Origin of the sequence: Cryobacterium sp. LW097, assembly GCF_002205495.2 — a bacterium.
Classification (GTDB): Bacteria; Actinomycetota; Actinomycetes; order Actinomycetales; family Microbacteriaceae; genus Cryobacterium; species Cryobacterium zongtaii.
In genome coordinates this window covers 2,694,246-2,713,291 of the sequence record NZ_CP021992.1, presented here as the reverse complement: position 1 = coordinate 2,713,291, position 19,046 = coordinate 2,694,246, and the positions used below count along the sequence as shown (strand labels likewise).

Annotated in this window: 16 protein-coding genes; 13 read left to right on the top strand and 3 right to left on the bottom strand. The window is 64.5% G+C overall.

Annotation, left to right across the window (positions count from 1 at the left end; translation table 11 throughout):
* Window positions 1-114 precede the first annotated feature (114 nt).
* The 5 genes from B7495_RS12660 to B7495_RS12640 all read left to right on the top strand — a co-directional run bounded on the left by B7495_RS12660 (window position 115) and on the right by B7495_RS12640 (window position 7,751).
* The gene (locus B7495_RS12660; protein ID WP_168195323.1) at window positions 115-627 is read left to right on the top strand and encodes an ImmA/IrrE family metallo-endopeptidase; all 513 of its coding nucleotides are present in this window, start codon (window positions 115-117) and stop codon (window positions 625-627) included.
* A gap of 182 nt (window positions 628-809) precedes the next feature.
* On the top strand, window positions 810-1,079 hold the full coding sequence (locus tag B7495_RS18850) for a hypothetical protein (protein WP_151199574.1): 270 nt from the start codon (window positions 810-812) through the stop codon (window positions 1,077-1,079).
* Window positions 1,080-1,426: 347 nt separating this feature from the next.
* Entirely contained in the window at window positions 1,427-2,947 is a 1,521-nt protein-coding gene (locus B7495_RS12650; RefSeq protein ID WP_088456887.1) for a class I SAM-dependent DNA methyltransferase, read from the top strand.
* Window positions 2,944-4,074 (top strand): restriction endonuclease subunit S, encoded by a 1,131-nt coding sequence (locus tag B7495_RS12645; protein ID WP_088456886.1) that lies wholly within the window; start codon window positions 2,944-2,946, stop codon window positions 4,072-4,074. Before B7495_RS12650 ends, B7495_RS12645 begins: the two co-directional genes overlap by 4 nt.
* A gap of 281 nt (window positions 4,075-4,355) precedes the next feature.
* Complete coding sequence (locus B7495_RS12640) at window positions 4,356-7,751, top strand: DEAD/DEAH box helicase family protein (protein WP_088456885.1); 3,396 nt, start codon at window positions 4,356-4,358, stop codon at window positions 7,749-7,751.
* A 583-nt stretch (window positions 7,752-8,334) separates the two neighbouring features.
* On the opposite strand, the gene B7495_RS12635 is transcribed toward B7495_RS12640, so the two are convergent.
* A complete protein-coding gene (locus B7495_RS12635) occupies window positions 8,335-9,291 on the bottom strand; it encodes an NYN domain-containing protein (protein WP_088456884.1) in 957 nt (318 codons plus the stop codon).
* Window positions 9,292-9,576: 285 nt separating this feature from the next.
* Here B7495_RS12635 and B7495_RS12630 point away from each other — a divergent pair, with 285 nt between their 5' ends.
* Window positions 9,577-10,122 (top strand): hypothetical protein, encoded by a 546-nt coding sequence (locus B7495_RS12630; RefSeq protein ID WP_088456883.1) that lies wholly within the window; start codon window positions 9,577-9,579, stop codon window positions 10,120-10,122.
* Between the two features lie 285 nt (window positions 10,123-10,407).
* Complete coding sequence (locus B7495_RS12625; protein ID WP_088456882.1) at window positions 10,408-10,950, top strand: hypothetical protein; 543 nt, start codon at window positions 10,408-10,410, stop codon at window positions 10,948-10,950.
* Between the two features lie 10 nt (window positions 10,951-10,960).
* On the opposite strand, the gene deoC is transcribed toward B7495_RS12625, so the two are convergent.
* Together deoC and tkt are read right to left on the bottom strand one after the other, a co-directional pair.
* The gene (gene deoC / locus B7495_RS12620; protein ID WP_088456881.1) at window positions 10,961-11,647 is read right to left on the bottom strand and encodes a deoxyribose-phosphate aldolase; all 687 of its coding nucleotides are present in this window, start codon (window positions 11,645-11,647) and stop codon (window positions 10,961-10,963) included.
* An 11-nt stretch (window positions 11,648-11,658) separates the two neighbouring features.
* Window positions 11,659-13,731, bottom strand: coding sequence for a transketolase (tkt, locus tag B7495_RS12615; protein WP_088456880.1), 2,073 nt, complete (start codon window positions 13,729-13,731; stop codon window positions 11,659-11,661).
* A 96-nt stretch (window positions 13,732-13,827) separates the two neighbouring features.
* Here tkt and B7495_RS12610 point away from each other — a divergent pair, with 96 nt between their 5' ends.
* The 6 genes from B7495_RS12610 (at window position 13,828) to B7495_RS12585 (ending at window position 19,046) form a co-directional block, all read left to right on the top strand.
* On the top strand, window positions 13,828-15,003 hold the full coding sequence (locus B7495_RS12610; protein ID WP_088456879.1) for an ROK family protein: 1,176 nt from the start codon (window positions 13,828-13,830) through the stop codon (window positions 15,001-15,003).
* Between the two features lie 139 nt (window positions 15,004-15,142).
* Entirely contained in the window at window positions 15,143-15,604 is a 462-nt protein-coding gene (locus B7495_RS12605; RefSeq protein ID WP_088456878.1) for a PTS sugar transporter subunit IIA, read from the top strand.
* Between the two features lie 58 nt (window positions 15,605-15,662).
* Window positions 15,663-15,935 carry a PTS sugar transporter subunit IIB gene (locus tag B7495_RS12600; RefSeq protein WP_088456877.1) on the top strand — a complete coding sequence of 91 codons (273 nt, stop codon included), beginning with the start codon at window positions 15,663-15,665 and terminating at the stop codon, window positions 15,933-15,935.
* Window positions 15,936-15,977: 42 nt separating this feature from the next.
* Entirely contained in the window at window positions 15,978-17,504 is a 1,527-nt protein-coding gene (locus B7495_RS12595) for a PTS ascorbate transporter subunit IIC (RefSeq protein WP_088456876.1), read from the top strand.
* Between the two features lie 177 nt (window positions 17,505-17,681).
* Window positions 17,682-17,903 carry a hypothetical protein gene (locus tag B7495_RS12590; protein ID WP_088456875.1) on the top strand — a complete coding sequence of 74 codons (222 nt, stop codon included), beginning with the start codon at window positions 17,682-17,684 and terminating at the stop codon, window positions 17,901-17,903.
* 108 nt (window positions 17,904-18,011) lie between these two features.
* On the top strand, window positions 18,012-19,046 hold the full coding sequence (locus B7495_RS12585; RefSeq protein WP_088456874.1) for an NADPH:quinone reductase: 1,035 nt from the start codon (window positions 18,012-18,014) through the stop codon (window positions 19,044-19,046).

Sequence of the window (19,046 nt, the reverse complement as noted above, 5' to 3'; positions counted from 1 at the left end):
ATGGCCGTCTGCCTCCTACGCTTCTGCGCAAGCAATTTTCGGCAGTCGTGTTTAGTTCCTTATATCCGACTGGGCTGCGTACCGTCGCGGACGGTCACCCTAGAGAGGCTCCGCATGGCAAGTCTTCAAAATGAAGCTCGTGAAAAAGCGCGAGATTTCCTCGAGAACTACTGGGCGGACGGCGCAGGATTGGTCCGGTTTCCGGTCGATCCCATAATCATCGCCAATCGACTCGATGTGGAGGTCAAAGGAGCGACCCTAGAGAATGAAGTTTCAGGTGTTCTCATGAGAAAGCCTGGAGCTGAGAATGCGGAAATCCTCTTAAATAAGCATGACTCGGAGCGGCGTAAGAGATTCACTTGCGCGCATGAGCTGGGCCATCTGGCGCGCCGCCTCGATGATCGTGAGTCCAAGATTGGGTTTGTAGATTCCCGCGATACTTTGGCTGGCAAAGGAACGGATCCAGAAGAGATCTTTGCCAATGCTTTCGCCGCCGAACTCCTAATGCCAGGTGTCGCAGTTCGTAAATGGTGGGGGGATGGAATCAGCGTTCTGAAGATAGCTCGAATATTCGATGTATCAGTGCCGGCTATGGAAGTCCGCCTGTCCTCGTTGGGTCTGAAATGACTGCCAATATGAGTCTGGGGAGCCTTCGGGAGGTAGTTCCGCCGAATGGCGACGAGTCCGACCTCCATTTCGACGAAGCATCTCGCCTTGCATCGTCAGTGACAGACGCCAGGGCGTACACGGCGCTTCGTAGGCAAACGACCTGGTCAACGCGGCTTCTGGCGCCCGCGGACGAGCTCTCCATGACTACTCTCAAGCGGCGTGACCGCGGACAGGATATCTTCCTGAAGCGCGTCTTGGCCTACTTCGCGATTGGCGCCGTGGCAGTCCAGCTGGCTGTCGCAAACTTTTTCTTTTGGCACTACCTTCAGCGCTTGAATTTCGCCGCATCCGACCCTGTCATGGTGGCCTGGCTGTCAGCCACGGTTATTGAGGTCATCGGAATCGTTGCGATTATTGCTCGTAATCTATTCCCCAACCGTGGTGGTCGGGAGGGTAAGCGCACCACGTAGCCGCTGGATGGACTGACTTTGTGCAGATCTGGGTGGGAACGGGCGTGTCGCAGCCGCTCGCCGATGCGCTAGCGCGCACCCATCAACCTACTGACGAAGCGCCGTACGCCACTGACCCCAGTACGGGCTCGCCAGCGAGAGTCGTATTCGGACGGCTGGCTGTGCCCCGACCGCATCGACGACGTCCCAACGGCAAGCGGGAGACGGGGCAATGGGCGACCCGCGAATAGGGGGGATGGCGACCCGCAGTCGGCGGCCACCGATACTCTGCAAGACTCGACAGCAGTGCCATTGAGCAACGCCGGCCGGACAAACAACACACGTTTCAGTAAGAGGAGCACCGCACAGTGGTAACTGGGGAACTGAAGTCACAGATTGACAAGGTCTGGAATGCATTCTGGACCGGCGGCATCGCCAACCCAGTTGAGGTGATCGAGCAAATCACTTACCTGCTCTTCATCAAACGGCTCGACGAGCTGCACACCAAGGAAGAAAACAAGGCCAACCGCCTGGGCGTCGCCATCGTGAACCGCGTGTTCCCGGAGGGGTACGATGACGCGGCTCGCACACCCCGCCCTTACAACGAACTGCGCTGGTCAGTCTTCGCCAACCGCGACTCCTCTGAAATGTTCGAGATCCTCGGCCAGCACGTCTTTCCGTTCCTGCAGCAGCTCGGTGAGGTCGGCTCCAGCTACGCGCGCAACATGAAGGACGCCCGCTTCACCATTCCGACCCCGGCCCTCCTAGTGAAGGTCGTTGATCTGCTCAACGACATTTCGATGGACGACCGCGACACCAAGGGCGACGTCTACGAGTACATGTTGTCCAAACTGGCGACCGCCGGCACGAACGGGCAGTTCCGCACCCCGCGCCACATCATCAAGCTCATGGTCGACATGTCTGCGCCCACGCCCGAGGACACCATCATCGACCCTGCAGCCGGAACCGCCGGATTCCTGATGATGGCGGGCGAATACCTGCACGATCACCACCCGGAAATCTGGGCGGACGCCGCCCGGCGCGACCACCATAACCAGGCGGCGTTTACCGGCTACGACTCCGACGCCGCCATGGCCCGCATCGGCAGCATGAACCTGCTACTCCACGGCGTCGAGAACCCCACCATGGAACGCGCCGACTCCCTCGCCGAAACGCACCCCAAGACAGAGTCCTACAGCCTCGTTCTCGCCAACCCACCCTTCGCCGGCAGCCTCGACTACGAGACCACAGCCAAAGACCTGCTTCAGGTCGTGAGGACTAAGAAGACCGAACTCCTTTTCCTCGCCCTCACCCTGCGTCTCCTGAAGAACGGCGGACGCGCCGCCGTAATCGTGCCCGACGGCGTGCTCTTTGGATCGTCCAAAGCGCACAAAGACCTGCGCCGCATGATCATCGATGACCACAAGCTCGACGCGGTCGTGAAGCTGCCCAGCGGCGTGTTCAAGCCATACGCCGGAGTGTCCACCGCCATCCTGTTCTTCACGAAGACCAGCTCCGGCGGAACCGACAACGTGTGGTTCTACGACGTGCAAGCCGAAGGCTTCTCGCTCGACGACAAGCGCACCGAACTAGATGCCGCGGTGCACGCGCAGAACAACCTGCCCGACGTCCTCGCCCGTTGGTCAACGATGGCCAAGTCGCCGGACGCCGAGTTGGCCAGGCCGCGCACCGCGCAGTCGTTCATGGTGTCCAAATCCGAAATTGTGGCCCAGGGCTACGACCTCTCCATCAACCGCTACAAAGAGGTCGCGCACGAGGTCGTTGTTCACCGACCTCCGAAGGAGATCCTCGATGATCTTGCAGTGCTGGATGTCGAGATTGCGGCGGGGACAGCCGAATTACGTATTGCGCTGGGCGTCGACGCATGACCTCGAGCGCCGGTTCGAGGGAGAGAAAGGGAACGATTCCGTTCTCAGAAGCCTTCCAAGACGTTTCTGCTGGAAGCAAGAAGACGATGCAGAGCGATTATCTAAACGTTGGCTCAATTCCGATCATCGACCAAGGGTCCCAGCCCATCGCGGGCTATTCAAACGACGAACATAAGACCAGTCCCGTCAAGCTCCCAGTCGTTTTGTTTGGGGACCACACGCGACGATTCAAATTTGTCGACCACCCGTTTGCCGTTGGGGCGGACGGGGTGAAGATCCTCAAAGCGAGCTCGGAAATCGACACCCGATACGGATTTCATTTTCTAAGTTCTGTCGAGATTCCAAACAACGGATACTCTCGCCATTACAAACTTCTGAGGGAGATTAGGGTTCCAGCGCCTCCTCTGCCCGAGCAGCGTCGAATCGCGGCGATTCTCGATCAGGCTGACGAGCTGCGCACCAAACGCCGCCGCGCGCTGACCCTCCTCGACGAGCTTGCCGACTCCCTTTTCATCAAGATGCTAGGCGATGCGGCGGTGGACAAACCAATCGAAACGCGATCGCTCGGAGAGCTTTGCACGAAGATCACAGATGGGACTCATCAGGCTCCAGAGTCTGTGCCATCTGGAATACCCTTTGTTTTCGTGGGGAACATTGCTTCAGGAGTGATCAACTTCGAAACACAGAAGTTCGTTTCGGAGGAGACCTACGCAGAGCTCACTCGGCAAACCCCAATCGAACGCGGAGATGTTCTGTACTCAGCGGTGGGCTCGTATGGCATTCCCGTTGTCGTTGAGGATGACCGGAGATTTATCTTTCAAAGGCACATTGCGCACATTAAGCCGAAGCAGTCAGCGTTGGATTCCTACTTTTTAAGGGGCGCGCTGAGGTCGCCGGACCTGCGCAGACAAGCTGACCGGGTGGCTCGAGGTGCTGCACAAAAAACAGTTACTCTCGGCGAGATTGCAAAGTTTCAGGTGCCGTTGGTTCCAATGGAGGTTCAGAAAGCCTACGCCGCTCAAGTCAAAGCGGTTACGGTACTTCGGGCCATCGAGGTCGTTCGTTCTAAACAAACCGATGAGCTGTTCGCGTCCCTTCAACACCGCGCCTTCCTAGGTGAACTATGAGTGATCTCGTCGAATCCGTCGAGCAGCCGAAGCACGTCTCAACGCGTCCGCAGCGCTCAAAGGGTGCCTGAGCGTTCGTCGAATAGATCCCGAACCGTGTTGTCCTCATCGACGGGCCGCGCCTGGGAGATCTGATGATCCGTTACCGGGTGGGCGTGCACATGGAGCAAACGCACGAGGTCGTTGAGGTCGATTCAGACTACTTCGAGTAGTCCGGTCGGTCGCTGCATCGCAGGCGACCGCTAGAGTCAGCTTCAGGACGTGAGTATGGGGAGCGTACAGTGAGTAATTTCGATTTCGTGCGGGCGGGGTGGACCGAGATCGGCAATGAGGCGCGCCGGGCTGAGCACTACACGTTCGGCGATCCGCGAGCATCCATGTTTCGAGCCCGTCGGGCCCTTGAGCTCACGGTGCAGTGGCTCTACGCGGCAGACACGACTCTCGCCCGGCCGTACAAGGACGATCTCTCGAGCCTTCTGTTCGAGCCCACATTCAAGGCTCTCGTGGGCCCGGGCATCCACACGAAGATGAACCTGATCCGTTTGCAGGGTAACCGGGCCGTGCACGGCGCAGCCCCGGTACGTGACAGCGACAGCATGCCGGTAATGCGCGAACTCTTTCATGTGCTCATCTGGCTCGCCACACGGTACGCGGCGAATCCCGGGCAGCGACCGGCGGGCGGTATTCCATTCGACGCCGCATCGATCCCGAAGCCACAACCCGGGGCCGCCGCCCAAACCCAGGCGCAGCTCGCGCAACTCGCCGCAGTGAACGCGGCGAAAGACACGGCACTGGCCGAGGCCGCGGCCAACAATTTCGCGCTCGTGGCCGAGCTCGCCGAACTTCGGGCGCAGGTGGCGGCAGCGAAAATCGCCAACGCGACCGTGCCCGATACCCACGACTACCTCGAAGCCGTCACGCGGGCCGAGTACATCGACCTGCTACTCCGGGAGGCCGGCTGGACGCTGGCCGACAAACGCGACCGCGAATTCCCGGTCACTGGCATGCCCACCCCGAGCGGCTCGGGCTTCGTGGACTATGTGCTCTGGGGTGAGAACGGGCTGCCACTGGCGTTGGTCGAGGCGAAGCGCTCGGCTCAGACCGCGGCGGCAGGTAAACAGCAGGCTGTGCTCTATGCGAATGCGCTTGAAGTGCAGTTCGGCCAGCGCCCGGTGATCTTCTATACGAATGGGTTCGACCATTTTCTCTGGGACGATCTGCGTTACCCGGCGCGTCCGGTCGCCGGCTTCTACACACGCGATCAGCTAGCGCTGCTCGTGCAGCGCCGGACCTCGCGGCTGCCGCTGGCCTCGGTCGAGACAAAGAAGAGCATCGTAGGCCGGTATTACCAGACCCGTGCGGTGACGAAAATCGCCGAGAGCTTCGAGTCGGCCAATGAGCGCAAGGCTTTGCTCGTGATGGCAACCGGCAGCGGCAAAACTCGCACGGTGATTGCGCTGGTTGACGTGCTGATGCGGGCGAACTGGGCGAAGCGGGTGCTCTTCCTCGCTGATCGGAAAGCGCTCGTCAAGCAGGCCACGAACGCATTCAAGGAGTTCTTGCCGGAGACGGCGCCAGTGAACTTGCTCACCGAGAAGGACACCGAGGGGCGCGTGTTCGTCTCCACCTACGGCACTATGATGGGCTTGATCGATCAGGGCGGTGACGAGCTGCGGCGTTTTGGTCCCGGCTACTTCGACCTCATCATCATTGATGAAGCCCACCGCTCGGTGTACCAGAAGTACGGCGAAATCTTCGGCTATTTCGACTCCCTGCTCGTGGGTCTCACCGCCACGCCCAAGGACGAGGTGGACCACAACACCTATGGCCTGTTCAATCTCGAAGACGGCGTACCGACCGACTCCTACGAACTCGGCGAAGCCATTAAGGACAAATATCTGGTGCCCCCGGTCGGGCGGCCGATCGCCCTCGGGTTCATGGCCCGCGGCATCCGCTACGCCGACCTCACCGCGGAGGAACAGGAACAGTGGGACCTGCTCGACTGGGACGAGGGGCTGGTCCCCGACGAGATCGGCGCGGCCGCGGTGAACAAATGGCTCTTCAACGCCGACACCGTGGACAAGGTGCTCGAGCTTCTGATGACCGAGGGGCGACGGGTGGCCGGTGGGGACAAGCTCGGCAAGACCATCGTGTTTGCCAAGAACAACCAGCATGCAGAGTTCATTGCCGAACGCTTCGACCTGAACTACCCCGAGTTCAAAGGTCACTTCGCTCAGGTTGTGACCTACAAAACCACCTTCGCGCAGAGCGTGATCGACAACTTCTCCCAGCCGGAGAAGAGCCCACAGATCGCGATTTCAGTTGACATGCTCGACACCGGCATCGACGTGCCCGATGTCGTCAACCTGGTCTTCTTCAAGCCGGTGTACTCGAAGACGAAGTACTGGCAGATGATTGGCCGCGGCACGCGGCTTCGGCCTGACCTCTATGGGCCGGATACGCCCAAGCAGGACTTCGTCATCTTCGACGTCTGCGGCAACATCGACTATTTCAACCAGGAGCTACCGAATAGCAACGCGTCGGTCGCTGAACCCCTGCACCAGCGCCTGTTCAAGGCACGTGTGTCGTTGTTGGGCGCGCTCGACCGGCTCGGCTCCGTTGACGCTGGCCTCGTCGAACTCCGTGGTTCGATCGCTACTGGCCTGCACGCGTCCGTCGCGGGCATGAATCAGCACAACTTCCTGGTACGCCGACACCTGAGCGCGGTCGAACATTTCGCGCATGCCGCCGCATGGGCGAAACCGTCGGTTCAGGACCTGGACACCGCCGCCGAGCACCTCGCGGGTCTGCCCTCCGGGGTCGACGCCACCGACACCGACGAAGAAGCCCGCCGCTTCGACCTGCTCGCGCTTCGCACCCAGCTGGGAGTGGTTGAGCCAGACTTGGAGCATGCAGCCGCCTACGCCGCCGCGAAGGCGCGCATCCGGGCGATCGCCGACGCCCTGACAGACCAGCACAACGTGCCAGCAGTGCAGAAGCATCTTGAACTGATCTCGGCTATGGCCGGTGAAGAGTGGTGGGACGGCGTGACCTTGCCGCTGCTGGAGCTGATGCGCCTCCGATTGCGTGGCCTTGTGCGCCTGATCGATCGGACAAAGCAGGCGATCGTCTACGTCGACTTCGAGGACACCTTGGGCGAACTCGTGCCCGTCGATCCAGAGATCTTCACGCCCGGGGTCGATCGGGAGCGGTTCCGGGAGAAGCTCTTCGCGTTCCTTCGCGAGCACGCCGACCAGGTGGTGCTGCACAAGCTGCGTGCTGGACGGCAACTCACCGATCTCGATTTGAAAGAACTGGAACGTATGCTCACCGAGACTGGGAGGTTCTCGGCAGCGGAGGTCGCCGCGGGAGCCGCCGAAGCCCATGGCCTGGGCCTTCTCATTCGTTCCGTGATCGGGATGGACCGCGCCGCGGCATCCGAGGCGCTGAGCGCCTTTGTCGCCAACGCGATGCTCACCGGCAACCAGCACGCCTTCGTGGATCTGGTTATTGACCAGCTGACGGCGCGTGGTGCGGTGCCGGTCGCGCTTCTGTATGAGGCACCGTTCACTGATTACGCACCGATGGGCCCAGATGGCCTATTTACCGACGCGCAGGTTACCCAGCTTGTGAGCGTGCTCGATCGTGTCGCGGCGACGGCGGCCGTGGCGTCATAGCGGTCTGCGCCCGCTGAGCGCCCCCCGACCAAGTCAGTCATAGAATAGTCAGTTTCCCGCACGTACGGAGCAATCGGAGAGGTGATGGAATCGGCGCAAATTCTTAGGCATGCAGTCAATGCGCGTCTGTACAGGACCCCAGCACAGTTCAGCAACTCACTTGATGAGTTCTCCTAGTACGTCAGTGTGGGATCGTCCAGTAATCGATACTCGGCGGGTCGCTTTGAAGGGGGTGCGGCCGAAGGCGACATGCCCAGCCGCCTGCAGCCGCAGTTTCGGGACTATGAAGCGCATTCCAATGTCGAATTCTGGGTGAAAAAGATGTCGATCCTGCCCGTTGCGACGCCCAGGAGGTACTGACGATCCTGGGCGCGCTCCGCGAACGCAGACCAGCGGGTTGACCCGTGCAACATCAGTGCCTGTCGAGCCACTTATCGAGTTCCCGTCGTGGGCAGACGCGGCAGTGCGTTTCGCCGAAAATCCATGGCGTCTTGGCGGCGGGATTCTAGATTGCTGGCCCATTGATTTTTGCGGTGTATATCTCGGCTTTGACCGGCTCCTAGAGTCGCGAATGCGCGCGCGATCAGGCCCGCAGGCGGAGCAGAACAGGACCGGTCGGGTTCTTCTTGTCGAGCTCGACGACCGTATGGCGGGACTTCAGAAAGTCTGAGAACTGGCGGAATCCCAGCGTTCGTTCCTGAAACGACGGATCCATGCGCCGCATCTGCAACTTGAGAGCCGACGCATGTTGCCACTCCTGATCGTTGTTCGCCAGCAGGTCCATTGCCCGAACCAGCAGGGCTGTCGCGGCTTTGCGCGCGGCCGGGCTGACGGCCGGGTTTGCGGGCGCGCTTGCTTCAGCACCCTCCGGTTCTCCAGCGGCCGGCGGCACAACGTCTGTCACCGCGGATGCTGCTGCCGGCGCATCTGTTGACTCGATCACGGGAGCGGTGAGTTGCGCCGCGCTCACCACGCCCGGCAGCGAGTCGTAGTCGGCGAATTCGTGACAGGCCGCCGCCAGTACGGTGCTGGTGGCGCCGGACACCCCGATGCCGATGACGTAGCGGCCGAGCCGCTTGCAGCGTTGGGCGAGCGGGATGTAGTCCGAGTCGCCGGCGACGATGACGATGTGGCTGAGGTCGGAGGACCGGAACGAATCCTCCATGACGTCGATGGCCAGGCGGATGTCCGCTCCGTTTTTGAGCGACGCGACCGTGGGGAAGAGCTGGATGAGGTCGACGGCGCGGTCGGTGAGTTGCCGTTGGTAGCGGGCGTTGACTGCGGCCGACCAGTCGGCGTAGGCGCGGCTGATGACGATGGCACCAAACGAGGAGGCGTAGTCGAGCACGGCGCCGACATCGATCATCGCCAGCTGGATGCGGGCGGAGACGGCGGGGTCGGCTTTGGCGCTGCCGTTGGTGTGGTGGCGCGCCTTGTCTTTGGCGAACTGATTGGTGCCGTGCAGCTGGTTGTAGCGGGAGATGACGATGTTGTCGAAGTCTAGATAGACCCCAACCTGATCTTCTGACTGCTCGGCCATCCGGTGCTCCTTGTCGGTCGGTACCGGTGACGCGCACGCGTCCCCCAATGGTCAGTCTCTCGGTCGGTGTGCGGCCGTGCAACTCAGCCTCTCACCGTCACACACAAGGTTGGAGCCGATGCCGGAGATGCACGTGGCTAAGCACCGAAATGCCCCACGGCCTGCGCGATGGGTACCCGTTGGTCAGATATCTCCACACACCAACCACAGACTGTTCACGAGGCTAGAAAGCTAGCCGCCCGAATCACCTCAGAGTCCCCTTCGCTCGCTGGGTAGCCTAAGCACATGTGGGACACGATGAATGCGCCGAGCGAGAGGGTCGTTGAACTACACGAGGCCTACCTCCGTGACCTTGAGCCGGCCCAAGCCCGGCTGAGGGCTCGGATGGTGGAAGCTGACGACCCGGATCCGGACGGCACCCTCGACAGCTTGACCGCTGTCACCCGCTGGTTTCTGACCCACATTCAGGAGCCTCGGTGGGGAGAAGAGGCTGAGGTGCCATCGTGGTGGGACCCGGCAGTTCCGACCGCCAGTGAACCGAGTTCGGATGCCAGCCCGTTCACAACCTCGCAGCTCGCCCTCATCGACGAGATGCAGGCCTATGTGGCGGAGGTGATGACGACGAGGGCGCGCCCGGATGCGAAATGGGTCATCTTTAAGGGCGACAGGAAGGACTTCCGCAATGGCCAACCGATGCTGCAGACACGGAAGGGGATGCCCTTCGGCATCTGGGGAATCGTTTACGGTTTTGCCCTGAAAGCGGCTTACTACCACCGTGAGGTGCCCGCTGACAGACTCACCGAACTCGTGCGAGAGGCCCTCGCTAAGTAGCTTGTGCGAGAGGCCCTCGCTAAGTAGTTGGAGTCACCCCGTTGCGGCTTGACGACGTCGCCTCGATCCGAGTCCTTCACCGGCCAAGTCGGCCGAGCCAAGCCGCGCAGACCGGAGCCGAGCCTTGGACTCCCGATCCCCCGAAGGTGGGGGTGTCCGCCCGCGGAACGCCGGCGGTAACGTGGCGGCGTTGCTAGAGAGCGGTGCCATCGCTCGGAGAAAGATGAGCATGAGGACCAGCATCGTCGCGAGGCTCGCACGTCGTCAAGGTGAACGGGTAGGCGCATGTGGGACACGATGAATGCGACCCGCGAACGGGTCGCTGAACTGCACGAGGAATACCTCCGCACCCTCGAGCCGGCCCAAGCTCGGCTGCGGGCGCGGTTGGTGGGACCCGACGAGCCGGATCCGGACGGCACCGTAGGAAGTTTAACCGCGGTCACCCGCTGTTTTTTGACCCAGATTCTGGAGCCGCGGTGTGACGAGCCGGCCGACTTGCCGTCGTGGTGGAATCCGGCGAGGCCGACTGCCATCGCGTCCCACCCGGATGCCGGCCCGTTCACAACGGCACAGCTTGCCCTTATCGACGAGATGCAGGCGTATGTGGCGGAGGTGATGACCAACTCACGCCCGGACGTGAAATGGGTCATCTTCAAGGGCCACAAGAAGGACTTCCGCAACGGGCAACCGATGCTGCAAACGGGGAAGGGCATGCCCTTCGGCATCAGCGGAATCGTCTACGGTATGGCACTCGACGTGGCCTACTACCACCGTGAGGTACGCCCTGACAGACTCACTGAACTCGTCCGGGACGCCATCGCGAAATGATCGGCGTCGACTAGTAGCTGCCGACCGGGGTGCCTCCGGAGAGCAGCGCGGCGCTCCCAGAAACTCCAAGTCGTGTGGCGCCGGCGCCGACCATGGCGATGGCGTCATCGTAGGTGCGCACCCCGCCCGACGCCTTCACCTGGGCTCGATCACGCACGGTCTGCTTCATAAGGCGCACTGCGTGCACGGACGCGCCGCCAGCGGGGTGGAAGCCGGTGGAGGTCTTGACGAAGTCGGCGCCCGCGGCCACGGCAGCGTTGCAGACGGCGACGATTTGGGCATCCGTCAGCGCCGCGGATTCGATGATTACTTTGAGCACCTTCGGGGCCGGGATGCTGGCGCGCACGGCGGCGATGTCGGCCTGCACGTCGGCGAAGCGGCCGGCCTTGGCAGCGCCGATGTCGATGACCATGTCGATCTCGTCGGCGCCCTGATCGATGGCGAGGGCGGCCTCGGCGGCCTTGATGCTGCTGTGGTGCTTGCCGCTGGGGAAGCCGCAGACGACCGCGACCTTGAGGCCGGCGCCGGCGGGAATGGTGAGCGGCAGCATCGAGGGGGAGACGCAGACCGAGTAGGTGCCCAGCTCGATGGCCTCGTCGATGAGGGCGGTCACGTCGGCAGCGGTGGCCTCGGGCTTGAGCAGGGTGTGGTCGATCATACGGGCCACGGTGGCGGCGTCGGGGGAGTAGTTGGTCATGACATCAGTCCTTAGTTGGTGACGAGTGCGGGAGTGCCGTGCGGCGCAGTAGGCGTGCCGGCGAGGGTGGCGTGTGCGGCGGCGATGACCGGGTCGAGGTGGATGCCGCGGCGGCGGAGCACCTCGGGGCCGCTACCGGATTCGCCGAACTCCTCGACCGAGACCACTTGGCCGTCCAGTCCCACCCAGCGGTACCAGGCGTCGCCGCGACCTGCCTCCACGGCCACCCGGGCGCGGAGGGCGGCCGGCAGCACCGACTCGCGGTAGTCGGCGCTCTGCTCGGCGAACCACTCGACGCAGGGCATCGAAACCACGCGGGCGTTGATGCCCTCGTCGGCGAGCTGGGTGGCGGCGTCGATGGCGAGGTGCACCTCGCTGCCGGTGGCGAGGATGGCCAGATCGGTGCCGTCGCCGTGCTGCCATCGCACGTAGCCGCCGGCGGTGACCCCGGCGACCGTGGTGTCGGTGCTGGCCAGCACTGGCAGGTCTTGCCGGCTGAGAATCAGCGCGACCGGGTGGTCGGGGGAGGCGAGGATGCGGCGCCAGGCGGCGACGACTTCCACGGAGTCGGCGGGGCGCACGACGTCTAGGCCGGGGACGGTGCGGAGCGACGCGATCTGCTCGACCGGCTGGTGGGTGGGGCCGTCTTCGCCGACGGCCACGGAGTCGTGGGTGTAGACGTACACCGCGCCGAGGCCCATCAGGGCGGCCAGGCGGATGCTCGGGCGCATGTAATCGCTGAAGACCAGGTAGGTGGAGGCGAACGGGCGCCACGGGCCCTGCAGGGCGATGCCGCTGAGGATGGCGGCCATGGCGTGTTCGCGGATGCCGAACCGGATGAACTCGCCGGCCGGGTTGGCGGCGGAGAATCTGTCGCCGTCCACCTCTACGGTGGTGGAGCCGGCCAGGTCGGCCGAGCCGCCCCAGAGCGGGGCCTGGCCCTGCAGGGCGCGGAGCACGGCGCCGTTGGTCTTGCGGGTGGCGATCAGGTCGCCGGGGTCGCCGAGCTTCACGGTGTCGAGGGCGGCGGTGCTGAATTCGCCGCCGCGGAAGGCCCGCCAGCGGGCTGCGGCCTCGGGCTCGCGGGTGGCCCAGGCGGCGAGGTCGGCCTCCCAGGCGGTGTGCATGCGCTCGCCGCGGGCCAGCGCGCCGCGGGTGTGCTCGAGGGTCTCGGGGGAGACGAGGTCGTGCAGGGGAGCGTCGGGGGCGAAGCCCAGCGTGGTCTTCACGAGGGCGAGCTCGTCGGTGCCGAAGCCGCCGGAGTGCGCAGCGGAGGTGCCGCCGAACTTGGCCGACGGGGCGCCGATCACGGTGCGGAGGGCCACCAGGGTTGGCTTGCCGGTTCGCTCGGCGGCCTCGCGCAGGGTGGCCTCGAGGGCGTCGAGGTCGTTGGGGGTGTCGATCTCGAGCACCCGCCATCCGTAGGCCCGGTACCGGGCGCGCACGTCTTCGGCGAATGTCGCGTCGGTGTTGGAGTCGATGGTGATGCCGTTGTCGTCCCAGATCAGCACGAGGTTGTCGAGGCCGAGGGTGCCGGCCAGGCTGGAGGCCTCACCGGAGACGCCCTCCTGCAGGCAGCCGTCGCCGGCGAGCACCCAGGTGGTGTGGTCGAGCAGCGCGGAGCCGGGGGTGAAGACGGCGCTCTCGTGCCGGGCGGCCATAGCCATGCCCACGGCGGATGCGACGCCCTGGCCGAGCGGTCCGGTGCTCATCTCCACGCCCACGGTGTGGTGCACCTCGGGGTGGCCCGGGGTCTTTGAGCCCAGCGTGCGGCTCTTGGCGAGGTCGTCGAGGGTGAGCCCGTAGCCGGTGAGGAACAGCTGGGTGTAGAGCAAAAGACTGGCGTGACCGGCGGAAAGAACGAACCGGTCTCGGGCGGGCCAGTCGGGTTGGGCGGGGGAGTGGCGCAGGACCCGGGAGAACAACACGTGGGACACTGGTGCCAATGCCATGGCGGTGCCGCCGTGTCCGTGACCTTTGGCCTGCACCACGTGGGCGGCCAGGGCTTGGGCGCTCGCCACGGCTCGGGCGTCGAGCTCGGTGTGCGTCGTCGTTGACGGGGATTTCTTCGTTTCGGTAGCCATGCGAGACACTTTGGTATACAAATGTACTTAAGTCAACAAGGGGTTTGGCTGCCGTGTCAGCGCGCAGTCCGGTTCTTCGGAAGGAACGGGAATTCGATGGCGCACACTCTCTCCACCGGTTCGGGTGTGGTGCTGGGCTTGATCCGCTCCGGCCGGGCCACCACTCGCAGCGACCTGATCGACCAGCTCGGCTGGTCGCGCATCACCCTGGCTCGGCGGCTCGACGAGCTGTTGCTCGCTGAGATCGTGGTGAGCGTGGGGCAGCTCGATTCCCGCGGCGGCCGCCCGCCGGAGGAGTTCGCGGTGAACCCGAATGCCGGGCTGCTGCTGGCCGTGGACATCGGCGGCTCGCACACCCGCCTGGCTATCACCGACCTGGTCTCCACCATCCTCAGCGAGGACGAGGCCGACATCGGGCTGAGCGAGGGCCCGGCAGAGATCTTCGAGTGGGCCGGCCAGGTCTTCGACCACATGCTCGACAGGCTCGGCAAGACCCGCGCCGACGTGGTGGGCATCGGCGTGGGCGTGCCCGGCCCGGTCGACTTCGTCACCGGCAAACTCGCCACCCCGCAGGTCTACGCCCAGTGGGAGGGCGTGCTGGTGAAGGACTACTTCGCCGGCCGGTACGAACACGCCGTGTTCGCGGTAGACCGGGACGTGAACATCATGGCGCTCGCCGAGGTGCGGCGCGCGTGGAGCTCCTACCGTGACGTGGCGGTGCTCAAGGCCGGCATCGGCGTGGGGCTCGCGTTTGTGCTCGACGGCTCGATTTACCACGGCTCGCGCGGGGGCGCCGGCGATCTGAGCGCGGTGGGCGCCGGCGGCGCACGGATGCAGCGCCTCGAGACGATCGCCAGCGGCGCGGTGATGCGCCAGGAGCTGCTGGCCCAGGGCCGGAGCGTGCGCACCAGCAACGACATCGTAGGACTCGCGCTGGCCGGCGACGCCGAGGTGCTGCGGCTGCTCGGCGAGACCGGCACCGCCATCGGGCGGAGCCTGGCCCACGTGGTGGGGCTGCTCAACCCGCAGGCCGTGGTAATCGGCGGCAATCTAGCTCAGGCCGGCGAGCCGTTCCTCGGGCCCATCCGGGAGGCGATCTTCGCCGGCGCCCGGGACTTCGCTCTGCAGGGCCTGGTGGTGGAGAAAACCCGGCTCGGACACATTGCCGGGGTCACCGGGGCCTCTCTCATCGCGCAGGACGCCCTGTTCGAGGCCGACCGCATCAGCCGGCTCACCCGCGCCGGCGGCGGCGGCGTGTCGCTGCGCGCGTAGGTACTGATTCCCGAGGGTCGATGACGGCATCTCAATAAACTTTGGTGCACTTGTAGACAAAAGGTCGCCTAGGCTTATACAGTCATCCCAGTCGCTCTCGCAGGTTGAGACGGCTCGCACCCAACAAAGGAGTTCACCCGTGGCATTCAACCTCGCCGAAGCGCTGTCGTCGATTCAGACCCAGGCGGATGCCTCCGACTGGCGCGACGCGATTCGTCTGGCGGGCGCGGGTCTGGTCTCCGGTGGTGCCACCACGGCTGCCTACACCGACGAGATGATCGACGCCGTCGAGAAGCACGGCCCCTACATCGTCATCGCCCCGGGCATTGCCCTGGCGCACTCCCGGCCGTCGCCCGCGGTGCTCACCGGCGGACTCAGCTGGGTGAGCCTGGCCACCCCGGTGGAATTCGGCAACAAGGCCAACGACCCGGTCACTGTCGTGGTCGGCCTGGCCGCCGTTGACCACGACGCTCACCTCCAGGTGATGCGAGCCCTGGCCGGGGTGCTCTCTGACGGGCCGGCCATGGAACGGCTGCGCACCGCCACCTCCTCCGACGAGGTGCGCGCCGTGCTCGGCGAACTCGCCGCCGCTGCTGCGTAACGCGGCCCCCACGCATCCCCTTTTCACTCTCTCGTCTCACCCAATCGAAAGGCACCCCATGAAGATCGTCGCCGTCTGTGGAATGGGCATTGGAACGTCAGTGCTCCTGAAAATGAACGCCGAGAAGGTTCTCGCCAAGCTCGGCATCGATGCGGATGTTGAGGCCGCCGACATGGGTGTGGCTCGCGGCGCCGCGCAGACGGCCGAGATCGTGCTCACCTCGGAGGAGCTGGCCGAGGAACTCGGCGATGTGCCCGCCGAGGTCATCATCATCAAGAACTTCTTCGATCTCGAGGAGATCACCGAGAAGCTCACCGCCGCCGTCGAATAACCCCCTTCACCTTCCCTTCTCACAGAAAATGGAGCTCCCACAATGGAGTGGCTCGTCGTCGTACTGAACTTCATCGGACAGCAGATCCTCAACGTGCCTGCGTACCTGATCGGCATCATCACCGCCATCGGGCTCATGGCGCTCAAGCGCAACTCCGGGCAGGTGATCGGAGGCGCACTCAAGGCGGCCCTCGGCTTCCTGATCCTCGGTGCCGGCGCCAACGTCGTAGTGGGCTCCCTCGACCCGCTGGGCACCCTGATCCTCGCGGTGACCGGCGCTCAGGGCGTCATCCCAACCAACGAGGTCATCACCGCGATCGCGCAGGACGAGTTCGGTGCGCAGAGCGCCTACGTGCTCACCCTCGGGTTCCTGGTGATGCTGGTCCTGGCCCGGTTCACTCCTCTTAAGTACGTGTTCCTCACCGGGCACCACATGGTCTTCATGGCCACCATGCTCACCGTGGTGCTCTCCGTTGGCTTCGGTAACGGGGCTAGCTGGCTCGTCGTTCTCATCGGTGCGCTGCTGCTCGGCGTGATCATGGTGGTTATGCCCGCGTTCGTGCACCCGTGGACCAAGAAGATCACCGGCAACGACACCATCGCCATCGGCCACTTCGGCACCCTCGGCTACATCGCCGCCGGTGCCGCCGGTCAGGCCGTGGGCCGCCGCAGCAAGTCCACCGAAGACATCAAGTTCCCGCAGGGCCTCAAGTTCCTGCGCGACTCGATGGTCGCCACCTCACTGTCGATGGTGCTCATCTACATGGTCTTCGCCATCTGGGGCCTCATCGCCCTGCCGCTGCAGGAAGCCCTGGACATCTTCGGCTCCGCTGACGCGGGTGCGTTCATCATGGCCGCCTTCGCGCAGGCCCTGCAGTTCGGTGTCGGCGTCGCGATCATCCTCTACGGTGTGCGCACCGTGCTCGGCGAACTGGTTCCCGCGTTCCAGGGCATCGCCGAGAAGGTCGTCCCCGGCGCACGTCCGGCGCTCGACATCCCGATCGTCTTCCCGTTCGGCGCCAACGCCGTGCTGATCGGCTTCCTGAGCTCCTTCGCCGGTGGCCTCCTCGCCCTCGGCGTGCTGGCGGTCTGGCTGAACCCGGTCTTCGGCCTCGCGCTGATCCTGCCCGGCATGGTGCCGCACTTCTTCACCGGTGGTGGAGCCGGTGTCTACGGCAACGCGACCGGCGGACGCCTGGGCGCGATGATCGGTGGTTTCGTCAACGGCGTGATCATCACCATCCTGCCCGCCATTCTGCTGCTGGTGCTCGGCGACTTCGGCTTTGCCAACAGCACCTTCGGTGACGCCGACTTCGGCTGGTTCGGCACCCTCGTGGGCGTCAGCGTCGGCGTGGGCGGCGGCCTCGCAGTGATTCTCGCGATCCTCATCGCCGTGGTGCTCGTCAGCGTCGCGATCGTCTACCAGATCCGCGTTGTGGACAAGGGCTGGGTACCCGGGGCCAAGCGTGACGTCTGGATCGCGGAGGAGAAGGCGGCCGAGAAGGCCATGCTCGACGCCGAGAAGGCTCGTCGCAAGGCGGAGAAGGATGCGGCGGCCGAGGCCGTTTAGCTGCTTGAGTTTGTAGTATCGCCAGAGGGCGGCTCCGCGGTGCGGGGTCGCCCTCTGGCGTTGCATCCGTGATGGCCGCCTCAGGCTGGGGCCAGGCGAGCCGGTCGATACCGTGCAGCGCGCGCACAGGGTAGGGTCGATCTCTTCGGCAGGACCGAAGTCCCGAAACCAGGCCGCATGCGCAACTTCACCGTCACGACAACCTTTGATGGAACATGGTGGTTGTTTCTCATTGAGGAACTCGGCATTCTCGGGCAGATGCCCCATCGGCAAGACGTGCGCCCGGAGGCGCGCCTGCTCGCCGCGCTTTGGCTAGACGTGCAGCCCAACGCGGTGAACATCGGCCGGGTACGGTACGCGCGGATGCACTGGAGCCGGCTTGACCCTCGCGACCGGTAGTCCCCTTCTATCGACGACTGGTGGCCGCGAGGGCGAGACAGACGTTCCGGCGGCGACCTCGACCCGGCGCGAGGGAACCTTTCCGCTCCCGACAGCGTTGCCCCTGATATGAAAGCCATTGTGTACAGCCAGACCGGTGACCCGTCCGTGCTTCAGCTTGTGGATCGGCCGGTGACCGAACCCGGCGCGGGCGAGGTGCGGGTGCGAATGGTGGTCAGCGGGGTGAACCCCACCGACTGGAAATCGCGTCGCGGCTCGGCAGCAGGCGAGAAGCTGGCATTCGACGATGTCGTGCCCGGCCAGGACGGTGCCGGAATCGTGGACGCGGTCGGCGCCGGCGTGCAGCATGTCGCGGTGGGCGACCGGGTCTGGCTGGCGCTCGCCGCGTACCAGCGGGCGAACAGCGGCTCGGCCCAGGAATACGCCGTGCTCCCCGCGGAGCGCGTCTTCGGGCTGCCGGCGAACGCGAGCTTCGACCAGGGCGCAAGCCTCGGGGTGCCGGCGATCACGGCGCATCGCGCGTTGACGGTGGCCGAAGACGGTCCGCGCCGGCTGCAGCCGGGGGCGCTGGCCGGCACAGTCGTACTCGTGGCCGGCGGGGCCGGGGCGGTCGGGCACGCCGCAATCCAGTTGGCCCGATGGGCCGGAGCATCCGTCATCACCACCGTGAGCTCACCGGAGAAGGCGGCACTGGCCACCGCCGCCGGCGCTCAGCACGTGCTCACCTACACCGACCCGGACATCGTCGCCCAGATCCGAGCGATCGCACCGGAGGGGGTGGACCTGATCGTGGAGGTCGCACCCGCCCAGAATGCGCGGCTCGACCTGGCGGTCATCCGCAACCGTGGGTCGATCGCGGTCTACGCCAACAACGGCGGCGACCAGATGACCCTCGATGTGCGCCAGCACTTCAGCCTCAACGTGCGCTACCAGTTCGTGCTGCTCTACACGGTGGGGATGGACGCGATTCGGGCCGCGGCCGAGGACATCACCGCCGCCCTCATCGACGGCGCCCTAACCGTGGGGGAGGAGGCCGGGCTGCCACTGCACCGCACCGACCTCGCGCACACCGCGGATGCCCATGCGCTGGTGGAGAGCGGCGTGGTGGGAAAGGTGCTGATCGACGTGGCGGCCGGCCAGTAG